Genomic DNA, 13,598 nt, shown 5'->3' with positions numbered 1-13,598 from the left:
TTTGGACAAAAAGACACGGAAGCCGAAAAGGACGGATCTCTCCTGAAGGAGATAAAAAGAGATCACGTTGAAAAAAACGAAACCCTAAAAGCCTCTCCTCCTATGACGGAGGAGATCAAATCAGGAGGTGTGGGATGAGAAGATTGGAGTTGGCCATCTTCGGGGTGATCGTATGGATTATGGGATCGTGGTTGGCATGGGGAGAGGAAAAGAAAGAAGAGAAGAGGGCGGCTGAAATCGAAGAGATCGTCGTCACCGCAACGAAAACGGAATCGGCCCTTTCGGACGTTCCCTTTACGGTTCACGTGGTGACACCAAAAGAGATCCAGAGCCAGCCCAATTATTATATCTCCAATTTCGGAGAACTCATCCGGGATCTTCCGGGGGTCCACGTGGGGCAGTATTATCCCTGGGGTCCTCCCTGGATCATCTTGAGAGGGGCGGGGCACTTCCTCTTCAGAACCGTCTATATGGTCGATAGCGTTCCGATTCCGGCCTTCGTCTCCACCTGCATCCATCCGAACGACATCGAAAAGATTGAGGTGCTCCTCGGGCCCTCTTCCGCCCTCTATGGGCCCAACGCGATGGGAGGGGTTGTAAACATCATCACCAAAAAGGGGAAAAAAGATACAGGAATTAAGCTGGACATAGGGAGAGGTTCTCGAGACACCTACCGACCTCATTTGGAATTGGGAAACCAAGTGGCCACCAAGATCGGAAAATTTCATTATTATGCCTCCTATTCGGGAGATTATTCCGATGGCTACCGGATGGTTCCCTATGAAGTCGCCTGGTACCTCCATCAAGGGGGCCAAACAGGATGGATGCGGAGCGTCTCCCTCCAAAGGGATAAGTACCGTTACCATTTCTATGCATCCAAAATCGGGTGGGAGAACGAAAGTGGGGCCGGGATTTGGCTCGGGTACCATCATCAGGACATGTGGCTCGGAGACGGAAGGCCAAATCGGATATTGAACGACCATGGGGAAGAGGGGGCCGGAACGTTGCGGTTTTATCTCCCCGTCGGAGAAATCATGAAAGTAACAGGAACGGCAGGATATCAACTTCATAACCGACCGGGCGAGGAAGACACGGTGGTCTATGCGGCGGGAAGATTCCAACGTTTCGATCCCCGGCCAAGCACCAAATCCGAATGGGAAGTCGATCGATATCCCCTCGAGCTCCAAATAGATCTTTTTCCATTTAAGAACCATATTACAACGCTCGGAGGTTCCTTCCTCAAAGAGGTGGAGTTTCGGCGAACGAAGCATGCCTTCACTTATGTCCCTTCGGCAGAATCCAGGTACAAAACGGACCATACCTCTCTTTATTTTCAACACCAGAGCTTCCTCTTTTCAGAAAGGTTAAATATCACCGCAGGGTTGCGTTTTGACCGTTGGAAGTATCACGATATCTTTGACTTGGCCTCACGGCCTCAGAACCCACCTTCCATGGATTTCGATAATTTAAGCTATAGGGGCGGGGTGAGATTTAAGATCAGCGATGCCATTTCACTCCGTTCGTCATTCGGGACAGGATTTTTCCCGGGGTTGACGGTTGCAAGGTTTGTCAACATCCCCACAGGGGGTACCCGAAGAGAAGCCAATCCCGATTTGAAACCGGAGAAGACCTGGATGGTGGATGGAGGGGCGGACATCGAATTGAAGGCATGGAAAACTTCCCTCTCCCTCACCCCTTATTACGGAAGGATCAAAGATCTTATCTCTTATCATTACTTTTCGATGCCTGGCTACACCTTGATCAAGGCCTACAATCTCGGTCGGCTGAAAATTTATGGGGTCGAAACTCAACTCAAGGTCCATCTAACCGAACATCTGGATGCTTCCCTGAGCTTCACGGTTAACCGGACGAGGATTTTTGACGACCCCCGGGCAGAATATAATCAACTGGCCAATTGCCCAGATTATCATGGAAGCTTCGTCCTCACCTACAAGAATCCCGATCTACTGAGTGGAAGGATTGGGATTCGCTACTCAGACGACCGGTATTACGACAATGAGGTACAGCACCTTAAATACTACCACATGAGACCCTATGCCACGGTCGATTTAAAGCTATGGAGGGATTTCAAGCTCGGAAAAGGGATATTGACCCCCTCCCTCAGCGTGGACAATCTCTTCGACAAAAAGTATGAAACCGAGTTCATCTACATGAGCCCCGGAAGGAGCATCCAGTTCAATCTGGGATACCGGTATCTCTTCTAAGGGGGGAAGGGTCGGGATTTCCTAAGGCTGGTACAACGCCCGACTCTTCGGTAAAATGTTAAAAAAGGAATCAAGAGGGAGGCCGTGTGCACCTCCATACCCTTCTCTTTTGGTGCGGGTGGGTTGCGTCTCTTGTCGGAACCCTCGTCGGTTGTAGTTCGGGAAAGCAGACCTCTCAAGAGCTTCTTTCCGTCCTCAGGATCGGGGTGGGGAGGGACCTTTACGATGGGCCCGATTCGAGAAGCTACGTCCACGGCAGCCTCAATGCCTGGGAGGCCTTGACTTACTTGGACGAGAGGCTACAGGCCAAGGAGTGGCTGGCCGACTCCTGGGTCAAGGAAAACGGGGGGAAGAGATGGGTCTTTCGCCTCAAGGATAACGTCTCTTTTCATGACGGAACCTCTCTGACCAAAGAGGCGGTCATCGAGAATATCCTCCGTTACCGGGATCATCCCAAGTACGATCCTCATGGTCTTTACCGGGACCTCAGAGCCGTCGATGGGATTGGGGAGAGAGGGGTGGTCTTTCTTCTCGACAAACCCTACCCCAATTTCCCCGCCACCATCAACTACTTCGGGAGCGCCATCTTTGGGCCCAATTCTTTTGATTCGAAGGGCCAATTTGTTAAATTTACTGGAACCGGTCCCTACCGGTTCGAGACGAACAGAGACGGGGTGATCCGGCTCAAGGCCCATTCGACCTACTGGCAGGGGAGGCCGCCCTTCGATACCGTCGAATTCTGGTTCATCCCCGATGCCGCGACCCGACTGAATGCCCTCAAGAGGGGAGAGGTCGATGCCATCGTCGATGTGGGAGGCATCCTTCCAGGTCAACTTCCGGAGATCAAAAGTTCGAAACAGGTCCGCTTGAAAAAAAGAACGGTGGCCACCACCCACTACCTCCTCTTTAATGCTGAGCGTCCTCCCTTTCAAATGGTCTCCCTCCGGAAATGGCTTGTTTCCACCTTGGACCGTGAACGGCTCGTTCGATCGATCGTGGGAGAGGCGGGGGTTGTCTCTGAGTCTCTCTTCACCCCTTTAGCCGAAGAATGGCACGAGAAGGCCTTCCCGCTCATCCCCCCGGTCGAATCCCGTCCAAGCCCCCAGTACTCGGGGGAGCTGATCATTCTTCTTCACGCGGGTGCCCTTCAACGGTGGCCCTATAAGGACCTCGCCGAGGCGATCCATGCTTCTTTGCTTCGAGGGGGACTTAAGCCAAAGATCCGGATCGAGGAGGCAGGTCTTTTTAAAGAGTCCCTGAAGAGAGGCGATTTCGACCTCGCCCTCCATCCCTTTACGCTCATGACCGGAGACCCGGACATCTTTTTTACCTGGATGGGAAACGTAAGCCCCTGGGCCTTTGGAAAGGAGTTGAAGAAGGTCGCTGAGCTCCTTTCAAGGGCCAGACACGAGACCCATCGGGACGAGCGAAAGAAGATGTACCGGCAACTTCAGAGGTGGGTGGCCGAGAATTACCTCCTCCTGCCCCTCTACCACGACGTGGCCTTTTATGCCCATCGAGAATCGATCGATGGCCTTGAGATAGATGCCTTTTTCAGGCCTGACCTCATGAAGGTGAAACGGGTTCGAGACGGTCGGTAAAAGAGACCCTCCCCATGGAGAAAGCCATCCCCGAAGCCTTCCCCTGCTCGTTCGATCCCCTCGACCCCCGTTTTTGGTCTGAGGGATGGGCCAGGGCCGCTCAGAATTCATCCCTGGCCAAGCGAGAGATTTCTCCCGAAAGGTGGACGATGTTCTGGAATCGGATCAGCAAAGACTATCTGGTCCGAGTTGGGTTCGAATCCCAATGGATTGAGGAAACCGTCCGGATGCTTCTTCGGGAGGAAGTGGTTTCAGAGAAGAGCCTTGTCCTGGACATTGGTAGCGGCCCAGGGACGTTTACCCTTCCCCTTTCCAGAAGGGTTCGTCATGTGGTGGCCCTCGATGCGGCCGAAAAGATGCTCGATGCGTTGCGGATGAGGGCAGAGGAGGAGGGGGTGACCAATATCACTTGCCTTTGTAAGCGTTGGGAGGCGTGCGATTTTTCCAAGGAGTTCGATCTGGTTTTCGCCTCCTTTTCTCAAGCGATTCGAAGCGCAGAAAGCCTCCTCCAGATGAACCGAGCCTCCCGATCCTATTGCTGCCTCGTCACGGCCTCGGACGATAGGCATTTCCGCGAAAGAAATCGCCTCTGGGAGTTGATCTTTGGGGAACCCTTTCGCTCCTCCAGTTTTCACATCCTCTATCCCTTCAATTACCTCTATTCGTGCGGATTCAGGCCAGAGGTCCGTTTCGTCGAAAAAAAGATTCGTTACGAGGAGCCCCTTGCCGCCCTCATCGAGCGCTACGAAGAATATTTTCAGATGTTCACAGAGCTCACAGACCCCCAAAAGGAGAAGATTCGTCGATATTTCGAAGGGAGGGCCGAGGGCGGTATCGTCAAGGCCTGTGAAGAGCGGGCTTTTGCGATCATGTGGTGGAGGGTGGAGAGATAGATGGTCGGCCTGATCGTCAGGAGAGTCCTCTCTCTCATCCCCCTCTGGTTCAGCATCACCTTCCTCGTTTTTCTCCTGCTCCATTGGGCTCCTGGCGATCCGGCCGAAATCCTCCTTCGGAAGGAAGGCATCGAACCCACCCAGGAGGCCCTCGAGGAGGCCAGAAGGAGGTTGGGCCTCGACCAACCCCTTCCCCTCCAATACGGGCGATGGCTCTTTAGGCTCTTCCAGCTCGATCTCGGCCTCTCTTACAAAACGGGAGAGCCCGTCATCCAGGAGCTCCTGACCCGTTTGCCCGCCACCCTGGAGCTCACCCTCGCCTCCTTCGGTGTGATTGTCTTTTTATCCCTTACCGTGGGCCTCCTCTCGGCGATGAGGTCCGGTGGGGGCCTCGATCAAGTCGGCATCCTTTTCGCCATCCTCGGGGCCTCCATCCCAAGTTTCTGGTTGGGCCTTTTGCTGATCTACCTCTTCTCCATCCATTTGGGTTGGCTTCCGGTGATGGGTCGAGGGGATTTCGGCCACCTCGTCCTTCCCGCCCTGACCTTGGGTTTGGGGACGGCGATGATCCAGGGCCGACTCCTCCGGACCTCGCTCATCCAGGTTCTGGGGAAGGATTTCATCAAAACAGCCATGGCCAAAGGTTTAAGTCGAAGACGCATCCTCCTCCGCCACGCCCTTCCCAACGCCCTGTTGCCCATCCTGACCACCTTGGGGATGGTCTTGGGACGGCTTTTGGGGGGAGCGGTCATCGTGGAGACGATCTTCTCTTGGCCGGGCCTGGGAAGGCTCGCCATCGAGGCCATTCTCCAACGAGACTATCCCATCCTCATGGGGTACGTCCTGCTAACGGCCTCTCTCTTTCTCTTCATCAATCTCTGTGTGGACATTGGATACCGCTTTCTCGACCCAAGGATCGAATTCGACCCTCGCTCATGAGACCCATCGGCTTGACGATCCTCTGTTCGGTCTTCCTCCTATCCGGCTTCGGTCCTCTTCTCCTCCCCCGTTCTCCCCTCGAGATCGATCTGGACCGAAGACTCCAAGGGCCGAGCCTCACCTATCCCTTCGGGACCGATCATTTAGGGCGCTGCCTTCTCTCGAGGATCATCGATGGTGCCCCAAGGACGATCGGGATCGCCCTCCTCACCCAGGGAATCGCCCTTGCCATTGGAATGGGAGTGGGGATGGTTTCAGGATACCATGGGGGGCGGATCGACTTCTTCCTGATGCGCCTGACAGAGATGACGATGGCCTTTCCGAGCCTCGTCCTCTCTCTGGCCATCATCGCCCTCCTCGGCCCAGGAACCCACAACGCCATGATCGCTTTTGCCCTTGTCCATTGGGCCTTCTACGCCAGATTGATCCGGGGGCTCGTGATCGAGATAAAAGGAAGGTCCTTTATCGAGGCGGCGATGGCCCTGGGCGTTTCCCCTTCTCGGATGGTCCTCCGACATTACCTCCCCAACATCTTCCCTCCTGTGGCGATCCTTGCCTCCCTCGACACCGGAAGGGTGATCTTCGCCCTCTCCGGCCTCGGGTTTTTAGGGCTTGGAGCCCAGCCTCCTACCCCAGAATGGGGAGCGATGCTCAACGAGGGGCGACTCTTTCTCACCCAAGCCCCCCATCTCGTGCTCTTTCCCGGGGTTGCGATCCTGATCACGGTCATGGGGTTCAATCTGATCGGGGAGGGAAGTATCCGGGGGAGGGGGGAGATCTCGATCATTCACCGAGACTGAGGCTCTCCCCTTCAAGCCTATAAGACCCACCTCAGGTTTCTCCGATATGACCTCACAGGGACAATAAGAGAGGTCTTCTTTCGACACTTCTCACCGAAATGTCACAAGGTCGTAAACAATTTGTAAAGGAGGTGCATTAAAACGGGTAGGGAACGAAGGAGTCCATGGTCCAGGTTCGTGTCGAAAACCTTTGGAAGAGATTTGGAAACACAGAAGCCCTCAAAAACGTTTCCCTAAATTTTGCCAGCGGAGGCCTGACCGCCATCCTCGGGCCGAGCGGTTGCGGAAAGACCACCTTGTTGCGAGGGATCGCTGGGTTCACTCCCCTCGATCGGGGACGGGTTTTCTTTGATGAAGACGAGGTGACCGGCTTGCCCCCGCAGAAACGCGGGACGGCCATGGTCTTCCAGAACTACGCCTTGTGGCCCCATATGACCGTATTTGAAAACGTGGCCTATGGCTTGAGACTCCTGAAGTTGGGAGAGACGGAGATCAGACGGAGGGTCCGGGAGGTTCTCGAGATGGTCGAGATCGCGAATCTCTCGGAGGTGGAGACCCGCAAGCCGGGCGCCCTCTCCGGAGGGCAACAGCAGCGGGTCGCCTTGGCCCGGGCCCTGGTCGTGAGGCCGAAAGTTCTCCTTATGGACGAGCCCCTCTCGAACCTCGATGCCAAGGTCCGGCAACGCCTTCGGGCCGAAGTGCGACGGATCCAGAAACAGGTGGGAATCACGGCCATTTATGTCACCCACGACCAAGAGGAGGCCCTTGCCATGGCCGATACCATCGTTCTCATGAATCAAGGGGAGGTCGTGCAAGTCGGAACGCCTCAGACGGTCTATCTCAAGCCCTCTACGGCCTTTGCGGCCGAGTTTTTAGGCGTGAGCAATCAGATCGGAGGGGAGGTTTCAGGTGGGTTCTTACGGGTTGGGAATCAGGCCATCCCCTTCCAAACGGGCCTCCAAGGTAGAGTGACCGTCATCTTCCGAGCCACCGACGGTTGGATCGCCGATGAGGCGGAAACTTCCAATCCGGATCACATCGTTCTCTCAGGTCAACTCGAGGAGAGTTTATTCTTGGGGGCTTACTATCGCCATTATGTCCGGGTTGGCGATGGCGTCGTGATGGTGGATAGCCCAGACCCGAGACGTCCCGGGGCGGTCTATCTGGTCCTGTCCAAAGGGAAGATCCAAGTTTATTCAGCCTCTTGAAAAGATTCAAGAAGCCCTACGAGAAAGGAGGAGATCGCACATGGCAAGAGGATGGGTCAAATGGGGATGGATCCTATTTCTCGGCACGTTGCTTTCCATCCAATCCACCTTTCCTGCCCTCGGGACAGAGAAGGTGACGCTCAACGTCGTGGTCGGTGCGGATGTCAATGTGGTGGATGTCCACAAGAAGATCTTGGGACCCGGGTTCAAGGAGAGACACCCGTCGGTCGATTTTAACGTCGTCGGAACCGGGACAGGGGAGGCGGCCAGCCGGGCCATCTACACAAAGATCAAGGCCCAACACGACACCCAACGGAAGAACTGGGACATCGACGTGGCCCTGGTGAGCATGATCGCTGCCTCTCAGATGGTCCAGGAGGGGTTGCTCTATAAATACGTCCCTACCATTTCCGCGGCCAGATACGTCACCGGGCCCGAGACGAAGGTGGCCTTCGGGGTCGAAGTGGATGGGTATGTCATTCCGATGTTCCATAATCAAATCGCCATCGCCTACAACCCGAAGTACGTGAGCAAACCGCCCAGGAGCTTCGAGGAGCTGGTGGCCTGGGTTCAGTCCAATCCCAAAAAGTTCGGCTACAACGGGATCAAAGGGGGCGTGAGTGGACAGGGGTTTACGGTGGGATGGGTCTATTGGAAAACCGGCCAATACAAGGCCTTCACCCAGGGGCCCTTCGATAAGGCGAAAGAACCTCTCTGGCGGAAGGCCTTGGAGGAGCTCAGAGAGTTCAACAAGAACGTGGTGATCACCTCGGGCAACGCAGGCACCTTGGACCAACTCAACCGGGGAGAGATCTGGATGGGGGCGGTCTGGATCGACCAGCTCGTCGCATGGAAGAACGAGGGCAGAATGGATATGAGCATCACGCCCGTCCTCATCAGCCCGGGGCTTCCGATCTACCCCATCTACATGGTCATCCCTCGTGAGGCGGCCAATCGGGATTGGGCCGCAAGGTATATCGACTACGTCTCCCAGCCCGAAATTCAAGCGAGCGTCATCGTCGAACGGTATGGCTGGTATCCTGGGGTCGATCCGAACCGGGTCCTTCCCCTCCTCTCTCCCAAAGCCAAGGAACTGCTCTTCAGGGATGTGACCCCGGCCGACCTGTCGAAATATTCCCTCCAGATGCCGATCGGGCCCTATTTCAATGCCATCCTGTTGGCCTACGAGGAGATCGTCCGATAGGGAGGGGAGATAAGGGAAAAGACCTTACGGAGAGGGGACCCCTCGGGGTCCCCTCTCACCCGGCTCGTTTATCGAGGAGACATCGACCGAAAGGATGTGGAGAGGGCTGAGGGTTTAGAGTGGTATAAGTCGAGCCGGGATCACCCATACCCGTTGGGTTCTTTTTTATACCATGGTAAGGATCACAGGGGTTGAACGGAGTCTCTGGGCGTGGCTTTGTCTGCCGTCCCTTCTCGTCCTCGGATTTGCCTTCCTCTATCCCCTTTTCGCCTCCATTTGGTCGAGCTTTACCCACGAAGGCCGTTTCACCCTTGCCCATTATGTTCGAGTCTACAAGCTCTATTCACAGGACATTCTCTTCACCCTGGGGGTTTCCTTCACAGGGCTTCTATTGGTCCTCATCTCAGGGTTACCCGTCTGCGGTTATCTCCGGCTAAGGGCCTTTCGGAGCGTCGAGTTTCTTCTGAAAATTCCCCTGTTTGTCCCGTTCGTTGTGGTCGGCCACGCCCTGAGGATCTTCCTCTCTCCCCATGGGACCTTGAATGGCCTTCTCCTCTGGGCAGGCCTTCTGGAGGCTCAGAATCTCCCCTCCCTTTCCACTTCGTGGGTCGGGTTGGCCATCGCCCTGGCTTGGAAGCACATCGGCCTGGCTGCCCTCCTTTTCATGGGGGCGTTTCGGTCCGTGGAGGAGGCCTACCTTGAGGCGGCCCAGAATTTCGGGGCCGGCATTCTCCGGCAGACCAAGGATATCCTGATCCCGATGGCCGCTCCGTCGATCGCGGTGGCCTGCGTCCTCGTCTTTGCTTCCATGTTGGCCTCTTTTTCCATCCCCCTGATGATGGGAAAAGGGAGCGGACCTCAAATGATCATGATCGACGTATACTATCGGTTCGGCCAACACGGCGATTATGCGACGGCAGGGGCCCTTGGGGTCGTGGCCTATCTGATGGCCTCGGGGGCTGCCTTCGTTTATTTGAGAAAGATCGTCCAATGACTTCAACAGATCACAAAAGAAGGAGAGGGGGTTCAATTCGCCTCGCAGGCAGACTGATCCTCCTCCTCATATTTCTTTTCGTCATCCTCGGACCCCTCTCGAGCCTGGTCCTCTGGTCCTTTGCCGAGCGGTGGACCTGGCCTGCAAGCTTCCCCCAGATCCTGGGCTTCAAGTACTGGGCCCAGATGTTGACGGGAGACTTTCTGATCCCCCTCAGGCGAGGGGTATGGATCGCCACCCTCGTGACGATCCTCTCCCTGATCTTGGCGATCCCGATGGGTTACGTCCTGGCCCGCCTCCGGTTTCCGGGGAGGATCTTCATCCTTTTAGCCTTCTTGCTCCCGCAAGCCTTCCCTCAATTGCCCGTCTTTGCCAGCGCCACCCGGGAATTTTACCGCTTCGGACTCTCCGGCACGGTTCCGGGGGTCATTCTCATCCATCTGGTGGGAGCCTTGGTCTTCGCCGTTTGGACGATGACGGCGGTCTTCCGTTCCATTCCGGACTCCTTGGAAGAGGCGGCCATGAACCTGGGAGCGTCGCTGACCCGAAGTTTTGCCACGGTGAGTTTGCCGCTGGCGTTGCCTGGGATCCTGGCCAGCGCCTTGTTGGTCTTCCTGTACTCCCTGGACGAGTTCACAGGGACGCTTCTGGTCGGAGCTCCTTTCGTCGTCACCTTGCCTGTTTACATGTACACCGCAAGCATCGGATATGAACTCCAAGTCGCCTCCGTCACCGCGCTGGTCTTGATGGTTCCGGGGGTCATCCTGTTGCTCTTGCTCGAACGGTATCTGAAGGCCGAATACCTGGCCTTCCTCGGTCAGCTTTGATCCGAGGAGGGGGCGAAGAAGGTGGAGGGGAGGGGATTTTAGACCTCCAAGACGCTTCCCACGCATCCGTGGAAGAAGCGATCTCCGAATTCCTGATGAAGTCTGAAGGCGGCTCTCATGCCGGTGCAGTGGGAGACACCGATCCGTTCGACCCTAATCTCTTTGAGGGCCTTGATCGACTCTTCGAGTTGCTCCGGAGACATAAAATCGAGATGGGTCCCGCCGAGGAGGGCGTGGAACTTATCCTTCCCCGTTTTATGGATCGCATGGTGGAGGATGTTTATCATTCCGGAGTGGGCACATCCGAGAATGAGAACGAGTCCCTTTTCCGTATCGAGGATAAGGGATTGATCGTCGAGGAGGGGATCTTGGGAAAATCTTCCCTCGGTTTCGACCAAGAGCCTTGGGTCCAGTTTCTCAAAAGGGGTGATCCGAGGAACCTCGCCGGTCAAAAAAATCCCCTTTTCCACCTCGGTAAATTCGGTGTTGAGAATAAAGTTGGCCCCGAGAAATTCCAGGTAGGTCCTTTTGTAAGGGATTCCGATGAATCGCCTCACCTCCCCTCCGTCTTCTTTGTGGATGGCAATCCTGTCTGAGAAGAGATGGGGATGGGCGTGGACATCGACCTTGCCCTTCAGCTTCAGAACCTCGGGCAGACCCCCTGTGTGATCGTAATGGCCATGGCTCAAGAAGATCTTCTTGACGCCCTTTAAATCCTTGTTCAGGACGAGGGAGTTTGTAACCACGGAAGGGCCGCTTCCGGTATCGAAGAGGTAGTTTCCATGGGCGGTTTCGATAAAGGCGGAGAAGCCATGCTCGCCGGCGCCGATAAGTTTCCCGACCGAATTTTCACACAAGATGGTGATCCTCATCTCTTCTCCAAGATCCCCAAAGCCTCTTTGACCAGCTTCTTTTCGTGCTCGTAATCGACGATCCTCTGGATCATGATCTTCTGGGCCATGACCGGACCCGCGCCATGCCAGGTGCCCACCCCGTGCTGGCCGGCGGTCCAGTTCTGAAGGAGTTTCGTCACCTTGAGGATGTGTTCGGTGGGCACCTCCGAACCGAACCCCAGGAATTCCTCGACATACCTTTTCGTCTCCGGGTTCTTCAACTCCTTGAGGGAGGGGAGGGTGACGATGAGGCCGCCTCCGATGTCACCTGCGAGGGCCATCACCCGCCAGAAGGCATTGCAGATGTTGAGCTTGGCCACGTTCCCCATCAACTCATCGGGGAGGAAGACGCCCGATCCTTCCGGTTCTTCTTTTCCGAGATTGGCCGAGGCCAGACCGCAGGCCCTTCCGGTCTCCCTCAAGACGACCATCTCGGTCAGCTCGTCGTTGATGTGCTGGGCCTTCTCCAATCCCTTATACTCCTGGAGGAGCTTGCAGGCCCCGATGATGAGGTTCATGAACCCGACCTTGCAGGTCCCCCCGCAGGTCATCCGGTGGGTCTTGGCGAAGCGTTCGACCAATTTTGAGGAATATTCGGTTTCCCCGCAGTGAAAGACCCTTTCCCAAGGGACAAAGACATTGTCGAAGACGACCATGGCCGTCTCCCTCTGGCCGAAGAGAGGGTTTCCCAGCTCGTAGATATCCTCGGCCATTTCGCGTTCGGCTGAATAAGGGGAGTACTGGCAGATATAGGTGATGCCTTCGGCATCGGAAGGGATCGCAAAGGCCAAGGCATAATCGCCTTCCTCTCTCTTCTTTGCGGATTGGGGAAGGACGACCAGTTCGTGGCTGACGAAGGCGCCGCTGATATTGATCTTGGCTCCCCGGACGACGATCCCGTCCGATCTCTTTTCCACCACCTTCAGGGAGAGATAAGGATCTGGCCAGTCGAGGGCCCTCTTTTTGCGATCTCCACGGGGTTCTGTCAAGGCCCCCGAGACCACCAGGTCGTTCTCCTGAACCCACTTCAGGTATCTCATAAACCGGCTGTGATACTCCGTTCCGAGGTTCCTGTCCATCTCCCAAGTCGTGCTGGCCAGGCTGTGGAAGGCGTCCAGACCGGGACACCGGTAGATGCAGGTTCCCAGCCGTTCAGCGGCGAAAGTCCCTGCGATGGCCTTTGCGACCAGGTCCTCCCGGCTTCCGCAGACATGGACGTATCGGTTGACCCGGTCCTTCGTCAGGGGGGAGAGGGCCGTCATGATCTCCTGGGTGTCGGGGTCCAAGGCCCACCGGTAACTGGCCTTGTTCGCCTCGATGACCGTACGAATATTGGGATTACTGAGGTAGTCTTCGACCTTCTTCCCGTTCATGAAGATCCTGGGTTTTCTCTTCTTTAGGCTCCCCTCATACTGTTCGGGTGTGATCAGAGCCATTTTTTCTCCTTTCGTGCATGGCGAGGTCGCCCCTTTACACCGCTTCCCGGCCGGCCAGCGTTTGCTGAGGGGGCAGGATACGGGGAGAGGCCATCCCTTAAGGGCCCAATAAAAAGATCCCGGCCGGATTTTCTACCCGATGGGAAAATTCTTTCCTTGCTTTGATCAGGAGATCCTGAAGGTTGTTCTTCCTCTCTTTGGTCCTTCTTTCGACAACCTCTCCGAGAAAGATCATCGCCCGGGTGGATTCATCCCTCCAATAGACCTTGAAAGGGATGCCTTCCGTTTTTACGGGAGATAGGCGATGGGCAGGGAAAAGAAGGGGATGAGGGGTTTCTCTCGAAATCCGATCCCTTTTTAATCGCTCCTCATAAATACAGCCTTTCCCCAGTAATTCCGAAAGGCAGAAGGGGTAACCCCGGTATTTCAGGTAAAGGCTACAGGCCCTCGCTCCCACCAGGCATTCGGAGAGTTTTTGGTCGGCGGCCAGACGAAAGAGATCTCGTATGCCCATCTTTCGTAATTCGTCTCTGGCCTGGATTGCGTTCATCAGGAGTTTAAAGGATCGGTGTTCATGT

Annotated in this window: 12 protein-coding genes; 9 read left to right on the top strand and 3 right to left on the bottom strand. The window is 55.6% G+C overall.

Translation table 11 applies throughout. The annotated features are described in order from the left end of the window. Nucleotides 1-179: 179 nt before the first annotated feature. From N3G78_09950 to N3G78_09910, 9 genes are all read left to right on the top strand, one after another. Nucleotides 180-2,225: a TonB-dependent receptor gene (locus tag N3G78_09950; GenBank protein MCX8118241.1), complete on the top strand. Its 2,046-nt coding sequence runs from the start codon at nt 180-182 to the stop codon at nt 2,223-2,225. Between the two features lie 86 nt (nt 2,226-2,311). Beyond that, nucleotides 2,312-3,826, top strand: a complete 1,515-nt coding sequence (locus tag N3G78_09945) for an ABC transporter substrate-binding protein (GenBank protein MCX8118240.1) — start codon at nt 2,312-2,314, stop codon at nt 3,824-3,826. Nucleotides 3,827-3,840: 14 nt separating this feature from the next. Then, nucleotides 3,841-4,719, top strand: a complete 879-nt coding sequence (locus tag N3G78_09940; protein ID MCX8118239.1) for a class I SAM-dependent methyltransferase — start codon at nt 3,841-3,843, stop codon at nt 4,717-4,719. Beyond that, nucleotides 4,720-5,658: an ABC transporter permease gene (locus N3G78_09935; protein ID MCX8118238.1), complete on the top strand. Its 939-nt coding sequence runs from the start codon at nt 4,720-4,722 to the stop codon at nt 5,656-5,658. After that, nucleotides 5,655-6,458: an ABC transporter permease subunit gene (locus N3G78_09930; GenBank protein ID MCX8118237.1), complete on the top strand. Its 804-nt coding sequence runs from the start codon at nt 5,655-5,657 to the stop codon at nt 6,456-6,458. The genes N3G78_09935 and N3G78_09930 overlap by 4 nt, the downstream gene beginning before the upstream one ends. A gap of 164 nt (nt 6,459-6,622) precedes the next feature. Next, nucleotides 6,623-7,666, top strand: a complete 1,044-nt coding sequence (locus N3G78_09925) for an ABC transporter ATP-binding protein (protein MCX8118236.1) — start codon at nt 6,623-6,625, stop codon at nt 7,664-7,666. Nucleotides 7,667-7,706: 40 nt separating this feature from the next. Then, nucleotides 7,707-8,870, top strand: coding sequence for an extracellular solute-binding protein (locus N3G78_09920; GenBank protein ID MCX8118235.1), 1,164 nt, complete (start codon nt 7,707-7,709; stop codon nt 8,868-8,870). A gap of 172 nt (nt 8,871-9,042) precedes the next feature. Next, nucleotides 9,043-9,864: a sugar ABC transporter permease gene (locus N3G78_09915; GenBank protein MCX8118234.1), complete on the top strand. Its 822-nt coding sequence runs from the start codon at nt 9,043-9,045 to the stop codon at nt 9,862-9,864. Further along, nucleotides 9,861-10,691: an ABC transporter permease subunit gene (locus N3G78_09910; GenBank protein MCX8118233.1), complete on the top strand. Its 831-nt coding sequence runs from the start codon at nt 9,861-9,863 to the stop codon at nt 10,689-10,691. The genes N3G78_09915 and N3G78_09910 overlap by 4 nt, the downstream gene beginning before the upstream one ends. A gap of 38 nt (nt 10,692-10,729) precedes the next feature. On the opposite strand, the gene N3G78_09905 is transcribed toward N3G78_09910, so the two are convergent. From N3G78_09905 to N3G78_09895, 3 genes are all read right to left on the bottom strand, one after another. Continuing rightward, the gene (locus N3G78_09905) at nt 10,730-11,563 is read right to left on the bottom strand and encodes an MBL fold metallo-hydrolase (protein MCX8118232.1); all 834 of its coding nucleotides are present in this window, start codon (nt 11,561-11,563) and stop codon (nt 10,730-10,732) included. Beyond that, the gene (locus N3G78_09900) at nt 11,560-13,020 is read right to left on the bottom strand and encodes an aromatic ring hydroxylase (protein ID MCX8118231.1); all 1,461 of its coding nucleotides are present in this window, start codon (nt 13,018-13,020) and stop codon (nt 11,560-11,562) included. Before N3G78_09900 ends, N3G78_09905 begins: the two co-directional genes overlap by 4 nt. A gap of 97 nt (nt 13,021-13,117) precedes the next feature. Beyond that, the gene (locus tag N3G78_09895; protein ID MCX8118230.1) at nt 13,118-13,570 is read right to left on the bottom strand and encodes a hypothetical protein; all 453 of its coding nucleotides are present in this window, start codon (nt 13,568-13,570) and stop codon (nt 13,118-13,120) included. Nucleotides 13,571-13,598: the final 28 nt, after the last annotated feature.

Source organism: Thermodesulfobacteriota bacterium (assembly GCA_026415035.1).
Taxonomy (GTDB): domain Bacteria; phylum Desulfobacterota; class BSN033; order BSN033; family UBA1163; genus RBG-16-49-23.
The sequence above is the reverse complement of the archived record's forward strand: the minus strand, read 5'-3'. Positions and strand labels throughout refer to the sequence as shown.

Coding starts and splice junctions, on each gene's coding strand:
- N3G78_09895 (MCX8118230.1), bottom strand. CDS start 13,570: ATGAACGCAATCCAGGCCAGAGACGAATTACGAAAGATGGGCATACGA.
- N3G78_09905 (MCX8118232.1), bottom strand. CDS start 11,563: ATGAGGATCACCATCTTGTGTGAAAATTCGGTCGGGAAACTTATCGGC.
- N3G78_09925 (MCX8118236.1), top strand. CDS start 6,623: ATGGTCCAGGTTCGTGTCGAAAACCTTTGGAAGAGATTTGGAAACACA.
- N3G78_09935 (MCX8118238.1), top strand. CDS start 4,720: ATGGTCGGCCTGATCGTCAGGAGAGTCCTCTCTCTCATCCCCCTCTGG.
- N3G78_09900 (MCX8118231.1), bottom strand. CDS start 13,020: ATGGCTCTGATCACACCCGAACAGTATGAGGGGAGCCTAAAGAAGAGA.
- N3G78_09950 (MCX8118241.1), top strand. CDS start 180: ATGGGATCGTGGTTGGCATGGGGAGAGGAAAAGAAAGAAGAGAAGAGG.
- N3G78_09920 (MCX8118235.1), top strand. CDS start 7,707: ATGGCAAGAGGATGGGTCAAATGGGGATGGATCCTATTTCTCGGCACG.
- N3G78_09940 (MCX8118239.1), top strand. CDS start 3,841: ATGGAGAAAGCCATCCCCGAAGCCTTCCCCTGCTCGTTCGATCCCCTC.
- N3G78_09930 (MCX8118237.1), top strand. CDS start 5,655: ATGAGACCCATCGGCTTGACGATCCTCTGTTCGGTCTTCCTCCTATCC.
- N3G78_09910 (MCX8118233.1), top strand. CDS start 9,861: ATGACTTCAACAGATCACAAAAGAAGGAGAGGGGGTTCAATTCGCCTC.
- N3G78_09915 (MCX8118234.1), top strand. CDS start 9,043: ATGGTAAGGATCACAGGGGTTGAACGGAGTCTCTGGGCGTGGCTTTGT.